Source organism: Pseudomonas salmasensis (assembly GCF_014268375.2).
GTDB lineage: Bacteria > Pseudomonadota > Gammaproteobacteria > Pseudomonadales > Pseudomonadaceae > Aquipseudomonas > Aquipseudomonas salmasensis.
This window is the reverse complement of sequence record NZ_CP077083.1, coordinates 4,045,876-4,064,601: the sequence shown is the minus strand read 5'-3', so window position 1 is coordinate 4,064,601 and position 18,726 is coordinate 4,045,876. Positions and strand designations below refer to the sequence as shown.

Annotated in this window: 21 protein-coding genes; 20 read left to right on the top strand and 1 reads right to left on the bottom strand. The window is 63.9% G+C overall.

Annotated elements, in window-relative coordinates:
* Window positions 1–294: 294 nt before the first annotated feature.
* From HU731_RS18245 to HU731_RS18150, 20 genes are all read left to right on the top strand, one after another.
* A complete protein-coding gene (locus tag HU731_RS18245; protein WP_186606481.1) occupies window positions 295–1,014 on the top strand; it encodes a beta-ketoacyl synthase chain length factor in 720 nt (239 codons plus the stop codon).
* Window positions 990–1,802, top strand: a complete 813-nt coding sequence (locus HU731_RS18240; RefSeq protein WP_186606480.1) for a lysophospholipid acyltransferase family protein — start codon at window positions 990–992, stop codon at window positions 1,800–1,802. Before HU731_RS18245 ends, HU731_RS18240 begins: the two co-directional genes overlap by 25 nt.
* On the top strand, window positions 1,780–2,049 hold the full coding sequence (locus tag HU731_RS18235) for an ApeE family acyl carrier protein (RefSeq protein WP_186606479.1): 270 nt from the start codon (window positions 1,780–1,782) through the stop codon (window positions 2,047–2,049). The genes HU731_RS18240 and HU731_RS18235 overlap by 23 nt, the downstream gene beginning before the upstream one ends.
* Before the next feature lie 9 nt (window positions 2,050–2,058).
* On the top strand, window positions 2,059–2,313 hold the full coding sequence (locus HU731_RS18230) for an acyl carrier protein (protein WP_003187949.1): 255 nt from the start codon (window positions 2,059–2,061) through the stop codon (window positions 2,311–2,313).
* Window positions 2,310–2,855: a COG4648 family protein gene (locus tag HU731_RS18225; protein WP_047712413.1), complete on the top strand. Its 546-nt coding sequence runs from the start codon at window positions 2,310–2,312 to the stop codon at window positions 2,853–2,855. Before HU731_RS18230 ends, HU731_RS18225 begins: the two co-directional genes overlap by 4 nt.
* Window positions 2,852–4,522, top strand: a complete 1,671-nt coding sequence (locus HU731_RS18220) for an ApeI family dehydratase (protein WP_186606478.1) — start codon at window positions 2,852–2,854, stop codon at window positions 4,520–4,522. The genes HU731_RS18225 and HU731_RS18220 overlap by 4 nt, the downstream gene beginning before the upstream one ends.
* Before the next feature lie 149 nt (window positions 4,523–4,671).
* The gene (locus tag HU731_RS18215; protein ID WP_186606477.1) at window positions 4,672–5,406 is read left to right on the top strand and encodes a glycosyltransferase family 2 protein; all 735 of its coding nucleotides are present in this window, start codon (window positions 4,672–4,674) and stop codon (window positions 5,404–5,406) included.
* The gene (locus HU731_RS18210; RefSeq protein WP_138761710.1) at window positions 5,403–6,338 is read left to right on the top strand and encodes a lysophospholipid acyltransferase family protein; all 936 of its coding nucleotides are present in this window, start codon (window positions 5,403–5,405) and stop codon (window positions 6,336–6,338) included. The genes HU731_RS18215 and HU731_RS18210 overlap by 4 nt, the downstream gene beginning before the upstream one ends.
* Window positions 6,322–7,863 carry an HAL/PAL/TAL family ammonia-lyase gene (locus HU731_RS18205; RefSeq protein ID WP_186606476.1) on the top strand — a complete coding sequence of 514 codons (1,542 nt, stop codon included), beginning with the start codon at window positions 6,322–6,324 and terminating at the stop codon, window positions 7,861–7,863. The genes HU731_RS18210 and HU731_RS18205 overlap by 17 nt, the downstream gene beginning before the upstream one ends.
* Window positions 7,856–8,281: an acyl-CoA thioesterase gene (locus HU731_RS18200; RefSeq protein ID WP_054896218.1), complete on the top strand. Its 426-nt coding sequence runs from the start codon at window positions 7,856–7,858 to the stop codon at window positions 8,279–8,281. The genes HU731_RS18205 and HU731_RS18200 overlap by 8 nt, the downstream gene beginning before the upstream one ends.
* Window positions 8,278–8,961 carry an outer membrane lipoprotein carrier protein LolA gene (locus HU731_RS18195; protein WP_069556723.1) on the top strand — a complete coding sequence of 228 codons (684 nt, stop codon included), beginning with the start codon at window positions 8,278–8,280 and terminating at the stop codon, window positions 8,959–8,961. The genes HU731_RS18200 and HU731_RS18195 overlap by 4 nt, the downstream gene beginning before the upstream one ends.
* Window positions 8,933–11,263 carry an ApeM family transporter gene (locus tag HU731_RS18190; protein ID WP_186606475.1) on the top strand — a complete coding sequence of 777 codons (2,331 nt, stop codon included), beginning with the start codon at window positions 8,933–8,935 and terminating at the stop codon, window positions 11,261–11,263. Before HU731_RS18195 ends, HU731_RS18190 begins: the two co-directional genes overlap by 29 nt.
* Before the next feature lie 33 nt (window positions 11,264–11,296).
* Window positions 11,297–12,544, top strand: a complete 1,248-nt coding sequence (locus HU731_RS18185) for an NAD(P)/FAD-dependent oxidoreductase (RefSeq protein ID WP_186606474.1) — start codon at window positions 11,297–11,299, stop codon at window positions 12,542–12,544.
* Window positions 12,541–13,290 (top strand): class I SAM-dependent methyltransferase, encoded by a 750-nt coding sequence (locus HU731_RS18180; protein WP_186606473.1) that lies wholly within the window; start codon window positions 12,541–12,543, stop codon window positions 13,288–13,290. The genes HU731_RS18185 and HU731_RS18180 overlap by 4 nt, the downstream gene beginning before the upstream one ends.
* Window positions 13,287–13,769, top strand: a complete 483-nt coding sequence (locus HU731_RS18175) for a hypothetical protein (protein ID WP_186606472.1) — start codon at window positions 13,287–13,289, stop codon at window positions 13,767–13,769. Before HU731_RS18180 ends, HU731_RS18175 begins: the two co-directional genes overlap by 4 nt.
* On the top strand, window positions 13,766–14,932 hold the full coding sequence (locus HU731_RS18170) for a beta-ketoacyl-[acyl-carrier-protein] synthase family protein (RefSeq protein WP_186606471.1): 1,167 nt from the start codon (window positions 13,766–13,768) through the stop codon (window positions 14,930–14,932). Before HU731_RS18175 ends, HU731_RS18170 begins: the two co-directional genes overlap by 4 nt.
* Complete coding sequence (locus HU731_RS18165) at window positions 14,929–15,390, top strand: hotdog family protein (protein ID WP_044270738.1); 462 nt, start codon at window positions 14,929–14,931, stop codon at window positions 15,388–15,390. Before HU731_RS18170 ends, HU731_RS18165 begins: the two co-directional genes overlap by 4 nt.
* On the top strand, window positions 15,387–16,115 hold the full coding sequence (gene fabG, locus HU731_RS18160; RefSeq protein ID WP_186606470.1) for a 3-oxoacyl-ACP reductase FabG: 729 nt from the start codon (window positions 15,387–15,389) through the stop codon (window positions 16,113–16,115). The genes HU731_RS18165 and fabG overlap by 4 nt, the downstream gene beginning before the upstream one ends.
* Window positions 16,115–17,341: a beta-ketoacyl-ACP synthase gene (locus HU731_RS18155; protein WP_003187928.1), complete on the top strand. Its 1,227-nt coding sequence runs from the start codon at window positions 16,115–16,117 to the stop codon at window positions 17,339–17,341. Before fabG ends, HU731_RS18155 begins: the two co-directional genes overlap by 1 nt.
* A gap of 26 nt (window positions 17,342–17,367) precedes the next feature.
* Entirely contained in the window at window positions 17,368–17,787 is a 420-nt protein-coding gene (locus HU731_RS18150) for an ApeA family protein (protein WP_186606469.1), read from the top strand.
* 37 nt (window positions 17,788–17,824) lie between these two features.
* Here HU731_RS18150 and HU731_RS18145 read toward each other — a convergent pair whose 3' ends face one another.
* Window positions 17,825–18,718, bottom strand: a complete 894-nt coding sequence (locus HU731_RS18145; RefSeq protein ID WP_186606468.1) for a LysR family transcriptional regulator — start codon at window positions 18,716–18,718, stop codon at window positions 17,825–17,827.
* Between the last annotated feature and the right edge of the window lie 8 nt (window positions 18,719–18,726).

Here is an 18,726-nt window from a genome sequence, read left to right as displayed (position 1 = left end):
AATCCCCCGAGTGTAGAGCGCAAAAGCGCCGGTTAGCTACCTCGTTCATCCTTGCGCGCTGTCTGGCTCACAAATGAATGGAAACAGCGCAACGATCGAGTCCGGCCTTCGCTCGCCGATAATCTGTAAGTTCTTCCAACTTAATTTGTGATCAATAGTGAACAAACTTTCACCACTATTTGCTAGAACCCCACGGCACCGGGATAATGCGCGCCATTCGGCCATTGCTCCCTGTCCCGGAATCCGGGGCCATTGGCCGCACATGGAAGCCCGCAGGGGCGGGATAACTTCTCAGTGATCAACTTCAACATCGCCCAATGGCGCGCCTGGGCTCCTGGCCTTGAGAGTGCGGACGACTGGCAAGCCTGGTGCCGGGACCCGGTGTTGCCGCCTGTCAGCGAAGCGTCCCCCGATGTGTCATTTTTGCCAGCGATGCAGCGCCGCCGCTTGAGCCGGCTGGCGCGCATGGCGTTCAGCGTCGGCTGGCCGCTGGCCGAGGGCTTTGAAGACCTGCCGCTGGTGTTCATTTCCCGCCACGGCGAAACCCCGCGCACCCTGGACATCCTCAGCGACCTGGCCAACGAGCAGCCGCTGTCGCCCACTCAGTTCAGCCTGTCGGTGCATAACGCGGTGATCGGCCTGTGGTCGATCCTGCGCAATGAGACCAGCGAGATGACCGCCCTCGCCGCCGCCGGCGATGGCCTCGAACACGGCCTGCTCGAAGCCGCCGCGTTGCTCAACGAAGGCGCCCCCGCCGTGTTGCTGGTGATCACCGAAGAACAACCGCCCCAAGCCTATGCCAGCTGGATCACGGATGTGCCCTTTCCCTACGCCCTCGGCCTGTTGCTCACGCCGGGCGACGAGTGGCAACTGGAACTCACCACCGGCACTGTCCAACTCACTCAAACCCAGTGGCCCCACGCCCTGAACCTGCTGCGCACCCTGCTGACCGATCAGGGCGCCTGCCAACATGCCTGGAAGAACCGAGTATGGAACTGGCAACGCAAGCCCTGACCCACAAGCCACGGCAGGCCTATTACTGGCGCCTGTTCGCCACGGCCCTCAGCTTTTGCCTGTTTGGCATCGGCGGGCTGTGCCTGCGTTTGCTGGTGTTTCCGCTGCTCAGTTGCCTGCCGGGCGACGCCACCCAGCACCAACGGCGCGCACGCCACACCATCAGTTGCCTGTTCTGGTTTTTCATTCGCCTGATGAAGGGCCTGGGCATTCTCACCTACAGCGTCGAGGGTGCCGAAAAGCTTGGCCGCCCTGGCCAGATGATCGTCGCCAACCACCCGTCGCTGATCGACGTGGTGTTCCTGATCGGCCTGATGCGCCAGACCAACTGCGTGGTCAAGCAGAGCCTGTTCCAGAACCCGTTCACGCGCAGCCCGGTACGCGATGCCGGCTACATCAGCAACGACGGCAGCGCCGACATGCTCGATGCCGCAGCCGACGCCCTGCGCGCCGGCCAAACGCTGATCATCTTTCCCGAAGGCACCCGCACCACACCGGGCGCGGCGCCGGCCTTTCATCGCGGCGGTGCGGCCATTGCGCTACGCGGTGCGACAATCATCACGCCGGTGGTGATCAAGGTCAGCCCCACCACCCTGACCAAGGCCGAACCCTGGTATCGCATCCCCCACCGTCGATTTCACTTCAGTTTGCGCGTGGGCGCCGATATAGAACCACAGGCGTTCGCCGCGCTCGGCGCCGCGCCCCAGGCTTCACGCAAGCTCAACGATCACCTGCATCACTATTTCATTAAGGAGCTCGCCGAAGATGAGCGACCAACACCGCCTTGAGCACGACATAAAGACGCTGATTATCGAGGCCCTGGGCCTGGAAGACATCAGCGCCGAGGATATTGGCAGCGACCAGACCCTGTTTGGCGAAGGCCTGGGCCTGGACTCGGTCGATGCCCTGGAATTGGGCCTGGCGATCCAGAAAACCTACGGCATCAAAATTGATGCCGACGCCAAGGACACCCGCAATCACTTCACCAACGTGGCCAGCCTTGCGGCGTTCGTCACGGCCCGACAGGCAGCTTGAGACCGTACCATGCAAACTCGTGACGATATCTTCAACACCCTGCGCGACGCCTTGGTGGAACTGTTTGAACTGCCCCCGGAACGCGTCACCCTGGACGCCAACCTGTACCAGGACCTGGAAATCGACAGCATCGACGCCGTGGACTTGATCGACCACATCAAGCGCCAGACCGGCAAGAAAATTGCCGCCGAAGAGTTCAAGGCGGTACGTACCGTGAACGACGTGGTAGAGGCGGTGTACCGTCTGGTCCAGCCCGCCGCATGAGCCGGCTGATCGGCCTTGGCCTGTTATTGGCGGGGCTGCTGTACCCCTTCGCGGTGTATTACGGCACCGAGCACTTTGCACCGTGGCAGTTCGGTTTATTGCTGGGCAGCCTGTGGCTGTTGCGCGCGCTCACCGCTGCGCAGCGCCCGGGCAGCCGGTGGATGGCGGTGGTGGTGATCGTGTTTTGCCTGGCGCTGGCCTGGTTCGATAACCCGCAGTGGCTGCGCTGGTACCCGAGCCTGGTCAGCGCGTTCATGCTGGCGCTGTTCGGCCTGAGCCTGAAATACGGCCCGCCGATGGTCGAGCGCCTGGCGCGCATGACCGACCCGCACCTGCCGCCCCACGCGGTGGTGTATACCCGCCAGGTCACCCTGGTGTGGAGTGTGTTTTTTCTCTGTAATGGCCTGCTCGCCGCCGCGCTCACTTTGTGGGCGCCGCTGAGTTGGTGGACGTTGTACAACGGCCTGATCGCCTACGGGTTGATGGGCCTGTTGTTTGCCGTGGAATGGCTGGTACGACAAAGGGTTCGAGGCCGCGTATGAAAGGGTTGAAACTTGAGCACTTGCTGCTTGAGCCACTGCAGGATCGTGGGGTGACTACCGAGCCCGCCATTAATCACGCGCAACTGTGCGAGCGCTCCTTGAGCCTCGCCGCAGGCTTGCAGGCCCGGGGCATCCGGCGCCTGGCCGTGCACCTGGAAGACGCCGGGCTGCTGGCGATTGCGCTGCTGGGCGCCTGGCGGGCCGGTGCGAGCGTGCTGCTGCCCGCCGACCTGCAACCCCAGACGCGCCAACGCTGGGCCGCTGCCGTGGATGCCTGGCTGGTGGGCGCCAGCGACCTGGACGCGCTGTATCAAGCGCCCTTGAGCGCCGCCGCCCTCGACCTGGACAGCTGCCAACTGAGCCTGTGCACCTCCGGCTCCAGCGGCGAGCCCAAGCGCATCGACAAGTCCTTGCGCCAGTTGACCAATGAAGTAGAGGCACTGGAAGCGCTGTGGGGCGCAGACCTCAAAGGCGCCTGCATCATCGGCAGCGTCGCCACCCAGCACATCTACGGCTTGCTGTTTCGCGTGTTGTGGCCGCTGTGCGCCGGCCGCACCTTTGTGCGCAAGCAACTGGCGTTCCCCGAAGACATGCAGCGCGCCAGCCGTGAGCACCCACAATTTGCCTGGGTGGCCAGCCCTGCGCTGCTCAAGCGCATGGGCGACAACCTCGACTGGCCGGCACTGAGCCAGGTTGCCCGGGTGTTTTCCTCCGGTGGCGCGCTGCCGGTTGACGCGGCCGGCAGCCTCTACGACCGCTTGCAGCAATGGCCCACAGAAATCCTCGGCAGCTCGGAAACCGGCGGTATCGCCTGGCGTCAGGGCGCGCAACCCTGGCAGCCGTTTGCCGATGTGCAACTGAGCCAGGATGCTGAAGGAGCACTGCGCATCGCCTCGCCATACCTGCCCGCAGGGCATATCGAACAAACCGCCGACGCCGCACGCATCCATGCCGATGGCCGGTTTGAACTGCTGGGCCGCCTGGACCGTATCGTCAAGCTGGAAGAAAAACGCATCTCCCTGCCGATGCTGGAACAGGCGCTGATCGCCCATGAATGGGTGGCCGACACCCGCCTGGGCGTGGTGCAGGAAAACCGTGCGTCCCTGGGCGCCGTTGTGGTGCTCAGCGACGCGGGGCTGCATGCGCTGCGCAACCAGGGGCGCCGCACCCTCACCCAAACCCTGCGCCAGCACTTGAGCCAACATTGCGAAGCCCTGGCCTTGCCGCGCCGCTGGCGTTTGCTGCGCCAATTGCCGCTGAACAGCCAGGGCAAGCTGCCCCAGGCCGATATCGAAGCTTTGTTGCTGGCGCCGCGCCCCAAAAGCCCGGAGGTGTTGGCGCAAGTCGAAACCGAAGGTGAATGGACCTTGCAACTGAGCATCCCACCGGACCTGGCCTATTTCAGCGGGCACTTCCCGGTCACCCCGGTATTGCCAGGGATGGTGCAGGTGGAATGGGCGTTCAACCTGGGCCAGCAATTGCTCGACCTGCCCACCCGGTTCGCCGGCATGGAAGTGCTCAAGTTCCAGCAACTGGTACGCCCGGGCGATCACATCGAACTGCACCTGCGCTTCGATCGGGAGCGTAGCAAGCTGTACTTTGCCTATCGTAATGGAGTTGCAGCGTGCTCCAGTGGCCGGATAGTGCTGGAGGCCGCGCATGCATAGGCCATTTGAGCGCTTCGTGCTCAATCGCGGGCAAGCCCGCTCCCACACTGGTTCGGTGTCGGCCAACAATCTTATGAGCACAGCAAGTCCAATGTGGGAGCTGGCTTGCCTGCGATGCAGGCGGCCCGGTGTATCAGGTGCCCCCCATCATGCATAACCCCTGCGCTTTAATCCCGGTGTACAACCACGAAGCCGCCGTGCCAGCCGTGGTCCACAGTGTGCTGAAAAGCGGCCTGCCGTGCCTGCTGGTGGACGATGGCAGCAGCGCCGCCTGCGCAGCGGTGTTGGCGCACCTGGCGACGTTGGAAAACGTCACCCTGCTGACCCTGCCCAGCAACCAGGGCAAGGGCGGTGCCGTGATGGCCGGTTTCCGCGAAGCGGCGCGCCTGGGCTATACCCACGCCCTGCAAGTGGACGCCGACGGCCAGCACGACCTGCGCGAAGTCGAGACCTTTATCCACACCTCACGCCAGCATCCCGACGCCGTCATCTGCGGCTACCCCGAATACGACGACAGCGTGCCCAAGGGCCGCCTTTACGCACGTTACCTGACCCACGTGTGGGTGTGGATCAACACCCTGTCGCTTGAGATTCGCGACTCGATGTGCGGCTTTCGCGTGTACCCACTGGCGCCGACCCTGGCGCTGATGGACTCGGCCTACATCGGCACGCGCATGGATTTCGACTCGGACATCCTGGTACGCCTGGCCTGGCGCAACCAGCCCATGCGCTGGCTGCCCACCCAGGTGCATTACCCCGCCGATGGCCTGTCGCACTTTCGCTTGTTGCGCGACAACCTGCGCATCAGCGCCATGCACACGCGGTTGTTCTTCGGCATGCTGGTGCGCGCGCCGATGATCCTGTGGCGACGGTGGCAAGCATGAACGACAGCACCAAGCACTGGGCCGACCGCGAGGAACGCGGCAGCTTCTGGCTGATGAAATTCACTGCGGTCGCGGTCAAAGTCCTCGGCCGTCGCCTGTTGAGCCCGTTGCTCTACAGCATCGTGTTTTACTTCTTCCTGTTCGGCCGCACCGCGCGCCACAGCGCCTGGCAATACCAGCAGCGCCTGGCGCAGTGGAGCGGGCGCGATGACCTGCTGCCGAGCCACCGCACCGTCTTTGCCCAGTTCATGGCTTTTGCCGATTCGCTGCTGGACAAGCTCGACGTGTGGAACGGCAAGCTGCGCCTGGAGCAAATCGAGATCAACGACCCGGCGCAGTTGCGCAGCCAACTGCGTGGCGAGCGCGGGCAGATGCTGGTGGGCGCGCACCTGGGCAACCTGGAAGTGTGCCGCGCCCTGGCGGAGATTGGTGAACAGGTCACCATGAATGTACTGGTGCACACCAAACACGCCGAGCGTTTCAACCGCCTGCTGGGCGAGGCCGGCGCGACCCATTTACGCCTGATCCAGGTCAGTGAACTGGACCCGGCCACCATGCTGCTGCTCAGCCAGCGCCTGGACGACGGCGAGTGGCTGGCGATTGCCGGCGACCGCATCCCGCTGCACGGCGGGCGCACGGTGCGCGTGGACTTCCTCGGCCATACGGCGGCATTCCCCCAAGGCCCATGGCTGCTGGCAGGCTTGCTCAAATGCCCGGTCAATCTGCTGATGTGCCTCAAGCACCAGGGTCGCTATCGCCTGACTATCGAGCCCTTTGCCGATTTGATCGAATGGAAGCGCAGCACCCGCGAGCAGGTCATCGCTGTGTGGGCCGCCCGATACGCCGCACGCCTGGGCCAGTTCTGCCTGCAAGCGCCCCAACAATGGTTCAACTTTTACCCTTTCTGGAAGACTGATGACGACGCCTCTTGAGCCCATCACCTTTGGTGAACGCCCCCTGCGCATCGAAGACGTGCTGGCCCTGGCCAACCGCCAGGTGCCCACTCGCCTGCAGGACGATGCCGCGTACCGCCAACGCATCGCCAAGGGCGCGCAGTTCCTCGACTCGCTGCTGGACAAGGAAGGCGTGATCTACGGCGTGACCACCGGCTACGGCGACTCCTGCGTGGTGGCGGTGCCACTGGAACACGTCGAAGCGTTGCCGCGTCACCTGTACACCTTTCACGGTTGCGGCCTGGGCAAATTGCTTGACGCTCAAGCCACCCGCGCCGTGTTGGCAGCGCGTTTGCAGTCGCTGTGCCATGGCGTGTCGGGTGTTCGCGTGGAGCTGCTGGAGCGCCTGCATGCCTTCCTCGAAAACGATGTGCTGCCACTGATCCCGGAAGAAGGCTCGGTGGGCGCCAGCGGTGATCTGACGCCGCTGTCTTATGTGGCCGCGACCTTGTCCAGCGAGCGCGAGGTGCTGTTCCGCGGCGAACGCCGCCCGGCAGCCGACGTACACCGCGAACTGGGCTGGGAGCCGCTGGTACTGCGGCCCAAGGAAGCCCTGGCACTGATGAACGGCACCGCCGTGATGACTGGCCTGGCCTGCCTGGCCTTTGCCCGCGCCGACTACCTGTTGCAACTGGCCACGCGCATCACCGCCCTCAATGTGGTGGCGCTGCAAGGCAACCCGGAACACTTCGACGAGCGCCTGTTCGCCGCCAAGCCGCACCCTGGGCAGATGCAAGTCGCCGCATGGCTGCGCAAGGACCTGGCCATCGACGCGCCCACCGCACCGCTGCATCGCCTGCAAGACCGTTATTCGCTGCGCTGCGCGCCCCATGTGCTCGGCGTATTGGCGGACAGCCTGAACTGGCTGCGCGCGTTCATCGAGATCGAACTGAACAGCGCCAACGACAACCCGATCATCGATGCCGAAGAAGAACGTGTGCTGCATGGTGGGCACTTCTACGGCGGGCATATCGCCTTCGCCATGGACAGCCTCAAGACCCTGGTCGCCAACGTTGCCGACCTGCTCGACCGCCAGCTCGCACTGTTGGTGGACGTGCGCTACAACCATGGCCTGCCGAGCAACCTCTCGGGCGCCCCGGCTGACCGTGCAATGATCAACCATGGCTTCAAGGCCGTGCAGATCGGCACCAGCGCCTGGACCGCCGAAGCACTGAAGAACACCATGCCGGCCAGCGTGTTCTCGCGCTCCACCGAGTGCCACAACCAGGACAAAGTGAGCATGGGCACCATCGCTGCCCGCGATGCGATCCGCGTGCTGGAGCTGACCGAACAGGTTGCCGCCGCCACCTTGCTCGCCGCCAACCAAGGCGTGTGGCTGCGCGCCCAGGCCGAGGATGCCCGGCCACTGCCACCAGCACTGGCCGCGATGCACGCGGAGCTGGCCCAGGACTTTGCGCCGGTCATCGAAGACCGCGCCCTGGAAGGCGAACTGCGCCTGTGCCTGCAACGCATCGCCGCGCAACACTGGAGGCTGCATGCGTAGCCCCGGCGTGTTGCACAGCGACACTGAAATCCTCGTGCCGTTTTTTGACATCGACACCATGAACGTGGTGTGGCACGGGCATTACGTGAAGTACCTGGAGGTGGCGCGCTGTGCGTTACTGGACAAGATCGGCCATAACTACACGGCGATGCTCGAAGCCGGCTACGCGTGGCCGGTGATCGACATGCAGCTACGCTATGTGCGCGGCGCGACCTTCGGCCAGACGATCAACGTGCGCGCCAGCCTGGTGGAATGGGAGAACCGTTTGAAGGTGAACTACCTGATTACCGACCTGGCCAGCGGCGAGCGCTTGACCCGCGCCAGCACCGTGCAAGTGGCGGTGCAAATCGCCAGCCGCGAGATGCAACTGGCCTCGCCCAAAGTCTTCACCGACGCCGTAGAGAGAGCCCTGAAATGAGCCCCCCTGTAGGAGCGAGCTTGCTCGCGAAGATCGCCAACGATAACGCGGGCCACCTTACACCCCGTGGGGCCCTCAGGTTTTTCGCGAGCAAGCTCGCTCCTACAGTGGCGGCGTTGTTGTTGAGCTTCAGTGCCCACGCCTTTGACCTGCAGCAGTTGAGTGATCAGCTTGCCAAACCCTCCGTGATCCACGGCCACTTCACCCAGGAAAAACACCTGCGCGCCCTGCCCCAGCCGTTGGTGAGCAAAGGCACCTTCGTGCTCGCCAAGGATCACGGCCTGCTGTGGCTGCTGAAAACCCCGCTGCAACAGGACTACCGCATTACAGCCCAAGGCATTGCCCGCCGCGACGCCAATGGCTGGCAATTACTGCCAAACAAGAGTGCCGGCGCCGAACAGAATCGTTTGTTCCTGGCGGTACTGCAGGGCGACAGCAGTGGCCTGCAACGCGACTTCGACCTGCAACTGCAAGGCGAGGCCCAACAGTGGAAGCTGACGCTGACCCCGCGTTCGCTGCTGCTCAAGCAAGTGTTCACCCAGATCACTATCGACGGCGGCGCGCTGGTGCACAGCATTGAACTGCTGGAAACCCAAGGCGACAGCACGCTGCTGCGCATGCAGGACAGTACCGCCGACCAGCCGTTGAGCGATGCGGAGCAACACGACTTTGCCCAGTGAGCGCCTGCTGCCGCGCCTGTTCCTGACCCTGCTGGTGGCCGTGCTGGCCCTGGCCGGCTGGCAGTGGCGTGATGGCGCGCCGTTGTCGGCCAACCTGATGGAGCTGGTGCCTGGCAGCACGCCAGACGCCCTGGAGCTGCGAGCCGAACAGCGCATGCAAGAGCCGCTCAACCGCGAAATGCTGGTGCTGGTGGGGCATGCCGACCGCCAGCAAGCGGTGGCCGTGGCGCAGCAACTGGGTGAGCGCTGGCAGGCCAGCGGCCTGTTTGAAAAGGTGCAGTGGAACCTGCAAGCCGACTTGCCAGCGTTGCGCGAACAACTGCTGCGCGGGCGCTTGTCGATGCTCTCAGCCAAAGACCGCGAGCAACTGATCCAACAGCCGGACGCGTTCATCCAGCAACGTGTGCAATCGCTATTCGACCCCTTCACCGGCTTCAGCCTGGTGCCCAGCCAGGACGATTGGCTCGGCCTCACCGGGCGCATCCAGAACAGCCAGCCGCAACACGGCGCGGTGCAAATGGACATCGGCAGCGGCGCCTTGATCGCCGATGCCGACGGCAAAAGCTGGGTGCTGCTGCGGGCGCGCACCACCGGCAACGCCTTCGACATGAAGCTGCCGCTGCAAGTGGCGGACTTGCTGAAGGCCAGCCGCGAGCAAGCCAGCGCACACGGCGCGCAACTGCTCGCCGCCAGCGGTTTGCTGTATGCGGCCAACGGGCAACAGCAGGCCACTCGGGAAATGACCTGGGTCGGCGGCGGCGCCACCCTGGGCATCCTGTTATTACTGCTGCTGGCGTTCCGACGCTGGCGGGTGTTGCTGGCATTCGTGCCGGTACTGGTGGGCATGCTGTTTGGCGCGGTGGCATGTGTGGCGCTGTTTGGGCATATGCATGTGATGACCCTGGTGCTGGGTTCCAGCCTGATCGGCGTGGCAGTGGATTACCCGCTGCATTACCTGTCCAAAAGCTGGAGCCTGCAGCCGTGGCGCAGTTGGCCGGCGTTGCGCCTGACCCTGCCAGGGCTGAGCCTGAGCCTGGCCACCAGTGCTATCGGCTACCTGGCGCTGGCCTGGACGCCGTTCCCGGCGCTGACCCAGATTGCGGTGTTCTCGGCTGCTGGTTTGGTCGGTGCCTATTTGTGTGCCGTGTGCCTGTTGCCCGCGCTGCTCAAGGGCGTGGAACTGCGCCCGGCGCAATGGCCGCTGCGTGTCGCCCAAAGCTTATGGCAGCTACGCACCGCCCTGCTCAAACGCGTGCCCAGTTCGGTGCTGCTGGTGTGGGTGCTGCTGTTCTGCGCGGCGGGCCTGTGGCAACTGAACACTAAAAACGATATCCGCCAATGGATCGGTGCGCCACCGCAGTTGCTGCACGAAGCCCAGGCCGTGGCGCGCATCACCGGGTTCCAGCCCACCAGCCAGTTTTTCCTGGTGCGAGCGGACAATCAGCAGCAGTTGCTGGAGCGCCAGGCCGCCTTGGGCAAACGCTTGGACCAGTTGGTGCAGATGGACAAGCTCCAGGGCTATTTGGCGCTCAATCAACTGGTCAACCTCCCCGACGAGCAACAACAGCTGCGCGACGCGCTGAACAACCTGGCGCCACACTGGCAACCGCTACTGGACCTCGGCGTGCCCCTCAGTGCCCTGCAAACCGAAGTGGCGCAGTTGCAGGCGCTGCCTACCGCAGACATCGACGCCGCACTGCAAGGCCCGCTGGCCGAGCCCTGGCGCACGCTGTGGCTCGGCCCGGTGGACGGCGGCGTGGCGGCCATGGTCAGCCTGCAAGGCTTGAACAACCCGGCGTTGCTGCGGGTGCAGGCACTGGACTTGCCCGGCGTGCAACTGGTGGATCGCCTGGGTGACTTGAACCGGGTGTTTGCCGACACGCAGATCAGCGCTGCCGAATTGAAGTTGCTGTCGTGCGTGCTGATCGTGCTGTTACTGATTGCGCCCTTCGGCTTTGGCGGTGCCGTGCGTATCGTCGCCCTGCCGCTGCTGGCCGCACTGTGCAGCCTGGCCAGCCTCGGTTGGCTCGGCCAGCCACTGACCCTGTTCAGCCTATTTGGCCTATTGCTGGTCACAGCCATCAGCGTTGACTATGCGATTTTGATGCGCGAGCAGATCGGCGGCCCCGCCGTCAGCCTGTTGGGAACACTGCTGGCGGCACTGACGACCTGGTTGTCGTTCGGCCTGCTGGCGGTCTCCAGTACACCGGCCGTGAGTAATTTCGGCTTGTCGGTCAGCCTGGGCCTGGCGTTCAGCTTTATGCTGGCGCCCTGGGCTGGCCGGCAGAAACACGCCTTATGAATGTGATTAGCGCCCATGCGGCAAGGAGCCCTCGTGCCCACAGTTGAAATGGAACGTCGCCAGGTGGTGGTGATCGGTGCCGGGCCTTCCGGTGCCATCGCGGCCGCGCTGTTAAAGCGCAAAGGGCATGATGTATTGATCATCGAGCGCGAGCATTTCCCGCGCTTCTCGATTGGCGAAAGCCTGCTGTCGCACTGCATCGACTTTATCGAAGAAGCCGGCATGCTCGACGCGGTGCAAGCGGCTGGCTTCCAGGTAAAAACCGGCGCGGCCTTCGCCTGGGGCGAGCGCTACAGTGCTTTTGATTTCAGCGACACCTTCAGCAACGGCAAGCCCACCACCTTCCAGGTGCAGCGCGGCGAGTTCGACAAGTTGCTGGCCGACCAGGCCGCGTTGCAAGGCGTGGAAATCCGCTATGGCCAAACCATCGTCGGCGTGGATTTTTCTGCCGAGAGCCGGTACCTGCATGTGCGCCGCGAGAATGGCAGCGAGTACCACCTCAAGGCCAGGTTCGTGCTCGATGCCAGCGGCTATGGCCGCGTGTTGCCACGCCTGCTGGACTTGGAAGCACCGTCGAATTTCCCGCTGCGCCAGGCCGTGTTCACTCACGTCGAAGACCGTATCGAACACCCAGGCTTTGACCGCAGCAAAATACTGGTGACCACTCACCCGACCAAGCGCGACATCTGGTTCTGGACCATCCCGTTCAGTAACGGCCGTTGCTCGGTGGGCGTGGTCGCGGCCAAGGAGCATTTCGAGGCCGCGGGCAGCGACCTCGACGCCTGCCTGCGCGGCTTTATCGAGCAAACCCCAAGCCTGTCCGGCGTGCTGCAAAATGCCGTGTGGGATACCCCGGCGCGCACCATCGGCGGCTACTCGGCCAACGTCAAAACCCTGCACGGCCCAGGCTTTGCGCTGCTGGGCAATGCGGCGGAATTCCTCGACCCGGTGTTCTCCTCCGGCGTGACCATTGCCATGCGTTCGGCGAGCATGGCAGCAGGGGTGCTGCACCGCCAATTGAGCGGCGAAACGGTGGACTGGCAAACCGAATTTGCCGAGCCGCTCAAACGCGGTGTCGATACCTTCCGTTGCTACGTCGAAGGCTGGTATGCGGGCACGTTCCAGGACGTGATTTTCCATCCTGGCAGTTCACCGGAGATTCGCCGCATGATCAGCTCGATCCTGGCCGGTTACGCGTGGGATGAACGCAACCCGTTTGTCAGCGAGCCGAAACGGCGGTTGCGGATGCTGTCGGAAATCTGTGCGAGTGAGCCGGTATGAGCAGCCCAGGCGTTGAAAAAAACTACCTGAGTCAAAACTACGTCGAAGAAACCAAGTTCGGCTTCTGGTTCCTGCGCAGCCACACCTGGCAGCATCACGTGTTGCGCGTGGCGATCAACGACCTGCGCAGCCTGTTCAGCGAGCCGCTGCCGGTGGCGCCGGTGTTGTTGGATGCCGGTTGCGGCCAGGGCAAATCCTTCCAGTTGCTGCATCAGGTGTTTGCACCTGCGCGCCTGATCGGCCTGGATGCCGACCCCCACAGCCTGGCACTGAGCCGCGAAGAAGCTGCGCGCCTGGGGCTGGACGTCGAACTGATCGGCAGCGACTGCGCGACCCTCAACGTGCCGGATGCCAGTGTGGATATCCTGTTCTGCCACCAGACCTTCCATCATCTGGTGGAGCAACATCGCGCACTCACGGAGTTCTATCGGGTGCTCAAGCCGGGCGGCTATCTGCTGTTTGCCGAATCCACCGAAGCCTACATCGACACCTGGGTGATTCGCTGGTTGTTCCGCCACCCGATGCATGTGCAAAAGAGCGCCGAAGAGTACTTGCAGATGCTGCGCGAGCAGGGCTTTGAGTTCGGCGCACAGAACGTTTCGTACCCCTACTTGTGGTGGAGCCGTTCCAGCGACTTCGGCCTGCTGGAACGTTGGGGCCTGCGCAAGGCGCCGCCGGTGGGCCAGCGCGAGGAAACCCTGGTCAACTGCGTAGCGCGTAAACCTGTGGAGAATGCGGCCCCATGATGCGCCTGCTGTTGATAAGTTGCCTGTTGCTGCTCGGCGCCTGCGCCAGCCAGGCGCCGCTGCCGGAAAAAATGCCGGCCCTGGCCTTGCCGATGCAATTGCATGTGCAGCGCCTGGCAGACGGCCAGAGCCAGGACTGGCTGCTGGTGATCCAGCGCGAAGGCCAAGCGCTTCGCTGGTCGATGATGGACCCGCTGGGCATTCCCCTGGCCCGGCAAAAACTGCTCGACGGGCAGTGGCAGGCCGACGGCTTGCTGCCGCCCAACCCCCAGGCGCGCACGCTGTTTGCCGCGCTGCTGTTTGCCCTGACCGCACCCGGTGACGTACCGGCGTTGTATCCGACTGCCCAGGCGATGGACCTGACGCGCACACTGCCGGGCCACTGGCAGATTGTTTATCAGTCTTCCGAGGTGTTCCGCGTGAACATGGCCGACCCGCCATTGAGTTATCGCATCAGCCCGCTGGGTGTGAGCCGATGACGGCCTACCTCAATGCCCTAGGCGTGATCTGCGCCCTTGGCCGTGGCCAGGCGCAAGTCAGCCGCAACCTGTTTGCCGGCGACTGCTCAGGCATGCGCGCCGAAAGCGGCTGGGTGCCGGAGCGCGTGGTGCCGGTGGCCGCCGTACAGGGCGAGCTGGCAAGCCTGCCCCCGGAGCTGGCCGAGCAAAGCAGCCGCAATAACCAGTTGCTGCTGGAAGCGGCGCTGCAGATTGAGGATGAGATTCGTCAGGCCATCCAGACCTACGGCCCTGGCCGGGTCGGGGTTGTGCTCGGCACCAGCACCTCGGGCATTGACGAAGCCAGCCGTGGCATTGCCCATTACCTGCAGAACACGCAGTTCCCCGCCGACTACAACTACCAGCAACAGGAACTCAGCGCCCCGGCCAACTTCCTCGCCGACTGGTTGAAGGTGAGCGGCCCGGCTTATGTGATTTCCACCGCCTGCACCTCCAGCGCCCGTGCATTGATGAGCGCCCAGCGCCTGTTGGACCTGGGGGTGTGCGATGCAGTGATCTGCGGCGGCGTGGACAGCCTGTGCAAGCTGACGCTGAACGGGTTTACCGCGCTGGAAGCCGTGTCTGCCGAGCGCTGCAATCCGTTCTCGGTGAACCGCAACGGCATCAATATCGGTGAAGCGGCGGCGCTGTTCCTGATGAGCCGCGAGCCGGCGCCCATCGCCTTGCTGGGCAGCGGCGCCAGTTGCGACGCGCACCACATCTCCGCGCCCGAACCCAGTGGCAAGGGCGCGTTGCTGGCCATGCGCAAGGCCTTAGCCTGCGCGAAACTTTCGCCCGAGCAGATCGGCTACCTGAACCTGCACGGCACCGCGACCCAACACAACGACGCCATGGAAAGCCTGGCGGTCGCCAGCCTGTTTCCCGGCGGCGTCGCCTGCTCATCGACCAAGCCCATGACCGGCCACACCCTCGGCGCGGCGGGGGCCCTGGAAGCCGCGTTCTGCTGGCTGAGCCTGACCCATCGCCTGCTGCCACCTCACGTATGGGACGGCCACCCCGACCCGGCGCTGCCCGCGCTGCAATGGGTGCGCAGCGGCGATACCCTGAAAAAACCCTGCCTGATGAGCAACTCGTTTGCCTTCGGCGGTAACAATGTCAGCCTGATAATCGCAGAGGCCCCATGATCGATTGGCCACTTGCCGAACTGCTGCCCCATGCGGGCGACATGATCCTGATCGACCAGGTGCTGTCGTTCGATGAAGAGCAGATTCACACCCGCGTCACCGTCAAGCCCGGCGGCCTGTTCAACCGCGCTGACGGCAGCCTGCCGGCTTGGGTCGGCATCGAGCTGATGGCGCAAAGCGTCGCCGCGTATGCCGGTTGCCATGCGCGCCAGCAAGGCAAGGCCGTGGAGCTGGGTTTCCTGTTGGGCACGCGCAAGTTCGAGTGCAACGTGGAGCACTTTGCGGCCGGCGCCGAGCTGCATATCCACGGCCTGCGCTCCCTGGAAGACGACAACGGCATGGGTGTGTTCGAATGCCACCTCACCGGCGACGGCATCCAGGCCAGCGCGCGCTTGAACGTATTTCGACCGCCCCAGGCGGCCAACTATTTAGCTGAATCGAAGGACGAAACGCCATGACTGAATCCGTACTGGTCACCGGCTCCAGCCGTGGCATCGGCCGCGCCATTGCCCTGCGCCTGGCCCAGGCCGGCCATGACATCGTGCTGCATTGCCGCAGCGGCCGTGCCGAAGCCGACGCGGTGCAGCTCGAGGTCCAAGCCCTGGGGCGCAAGGCACGGGTGCTACAGTTCGACGTGGCGGATCGCGCTGCGTGCAAAGCGATCCTTGAGGCCGATGTGGAGCAGCATGGCGCCTATTACGGCGTGGTGCTCAATGCCGGCCTGACCCGCGACGGCGCCTTTCCTGCCCTGTCGGAAGACGATTGGGATGTGGTGATGCGCACCAATCTGGATGGTTTCTACAACGTGCTGCACCCGGTGATGATGCCGATGATTCGGCGCCGCGCCGCCGGGCGTATCGTGTGCATCACCTCGGTGTCCGGGCTGATCGGCAACCGCGGCCAGGTCAACTACAGCGCCTCAAAAGCCGGCTTGATCGGCGCAGCCAAGGCGCTGGCCATCGAATTGGGCAAGCGCAAGATCACCGTCAACTGCGTGGCGCCGGGCCTGATCGACACCGCGATGCTGGATGAAAACGTGCCGGTAGAAGAACTGATGAAAATGATCCCGGCCCAACGCATGGGCACGCCGGAAGAAGTCGCTGGCGCAGTGAATTTCCTGATGTCCGCCGAAGCCGGCTATATCACGCGCCAGGTGCTGGCCGTGAATGGGGGCCTGTGCTGATGAAGCGCGTTGTCGTTACCGGCATGGCCGGCGTGACCTCCCTGGGCAGCGACTGGGACACCATCGCCGCCAACTTTCGCGCCAACCGCAGCGGCATCCGGCGCATGGACGAGTGGGACCGTTTCACCGAACTGAACACGCGCCTGGCCGGCCCTATCGATGATTTCGTCGTGCCCGCGCACTGGACGCGCAAGCAGCTGCGCAGCATGGGCCGCGTCTCGCGCCTGGCCGTGTGGGCGGCGGAGCAGGCCTTGCAGGACGCCGGCCTGCTCGGTGACGAGTCGATCAAGGACGGGCGCATGGGCGTGGCCTGTGGCTCGTCCACCGGCAGCACCGATGAGATCAAGGCGTTCGGCAATATGCTGCTCAACTCGGTGGCCGAGGGGCTCAATGCCAACTCCTATGTACGCATGATGCCCCACACCACGGCGGCGAATATCAGCATCTTCTTTGGCCTCACGGGCCGGCTGATTCCCACCTCCAGCGCCTGCACCAGCGGCAGCCAGGGCATTGGCTACGCCTATGAGGCAATCAAGTTCGGGCGCCTGCCGTTGATGCTCGCCGGCGGCGCGGAAGAACTGTGCCCCACCGAAGCCATGGTGTTCGATGCGCTCTACGCCACCAGCCTGAAGAACGATGCGCCGCAAACCAGCCCGCGCCCCTACGACAGCGGCCGCGATGGCCTGGTGATCGGAGAAGGTGGCGGCATGCTGGTGCTGGAAGAACTGGAGCACGCGTTGGCGCGGGGCGCGCATATTCACGCTGAACTGGTTGGCTTCGGCAGCAACGCCGACGGCCAGCACACCACCCGCCCGGAACAGAAAACCATGCGCCGCGCCATGGAGCTGGCCCTGGAAGACGCAGGTCTTGAACCGTCCGCCATCGGCTACGTGAACGGCCACGGCACGGCCACCGATCAGGGCGACATCGCTGAAACCCTGGCCACCAGCAGCCTGTTTGGCAGCCGCATGCCGATCAGTTCGCAGAAGAGTTTCCTGGGGCACACCCTGGGTGCGTGCGGGGCGTTGGAGTCGTGGTTCAGCATCGAGATGATGAACCGTGACCAGTACGTGCACACCTTCAACCTGGACGCGGTCGACCCGCAATGCGGCGAGCTGGACTACCTGCAAGGCGGCTTTCGCCAGATGCACAACGACTACGTGATGAATAACAATTTTGCCTTCGGCGGCGTCAACACCTCGTTGATCTTCCGCCGCTGGGCCTGACTTTTTAATCGACTGGAGAAAACGGAATGTCTTCCCTGCTACGCGCTACCCTGATCACCCTGGCCCTGCTGACCACGGCTGGCTGCACCAGCAAACCCGTGCTCAACACCCAGCACGAGTTGCCGGCCACAAGCCAGGTCAGCGAAGAAAAGATGAAACAAGTGGTCGTCGCCGCCCTGCAAAAACGCGAGTGGACGGTACAACGCCTGAGCCCGCAACTGGTGCAGGCCGAGATCACCGTGCGCGGCCAGTTCTACGCCGCCATCGACATCCGCTACACCCGCAACAGCTACGCCATCACCTACCGCGACAGCCGCGATCTGGGCTACAAGGACGGCAAGATCCATCGCAACTACAACCGTTGGGTGAGCATGCTGGATCGGGATATTTTGGCGGGGTTGCGTACTTACAGCGTGAATCAAGCAAATACTTCACCCCAAAACTGACCCCCTGTGGCGAGGGAGCTTGCTCCCTCGCCACAGGTTATTGAGCGGCCCTACGCGTCAACAACTCCACAAACCCTTTCGCCATTGGCGTTTGCGCGCCCTTGCGCTGCACCAGCCACACCGCCGTCACCGCCTGCGGGTCGAGCAAGGTGCGATAGACCACGCCATCGATGCGGATGCGCTGGTAAGACGCCGGCAGCACCGATACCCCCAACCCCGCCGCCACCAGCCCAATGATGGTCATCGCCTCCCCCGCCTCCTGGGCAAAGTGCGGGCTGAACCCGGCGTCGCGGGCCAGGTTGAGCAGTTGCGCATACAAGCCGCTGCCGTAACTGCGCGGGAAAAACACAAAAGGCTCCTCGGCCAATTGCTCCAGATGCAAGCCGCGCTCGCTGCCTTGGGTCAACGGATGGCCGGCGCTCAGTACCGCGACTAATGGCTCGCGCATCAACTCGATCACGTTCAGTGAGTCGGGCAAGGGCAACGGCCGCATCAGCCCCACCTGAATTGACTCATCCACCAGCGACTCGGCCACTTGGGTGCTGCTCATTTCTTGCAGGTTCAGATGCACCGCCGGGAATGCCTGGCGGAAGGCAAAGATCGCCCGGGGAATGCTTGCGTTGAACGGCGCAGACGAGGTGAAGCCGATCTTCAATTCACCTAGTTCCCCCAACTGCGCACGCCGCGCCACATCTGCCGCCTTGTCGACCTGGGCCAGCACCAGCCGTGCCTCTTGCAAGAACAAGCGCCCGGCTTCACTCAGCTCGACCCGACGATTGGTACGCTCGAACAAGCGTGCGCCCAGTTCGTGTTCCAGCGCCTGGATCTGCTGGCTCAGGGGTGGCTGCGAGATGCCCAGCACCTGCGCGGCGCGGCCGAAGTGCAGTTCTTCAGCGACGGCGATGAAGTACCGCAGGTGACGTAATTCCATGCACACCT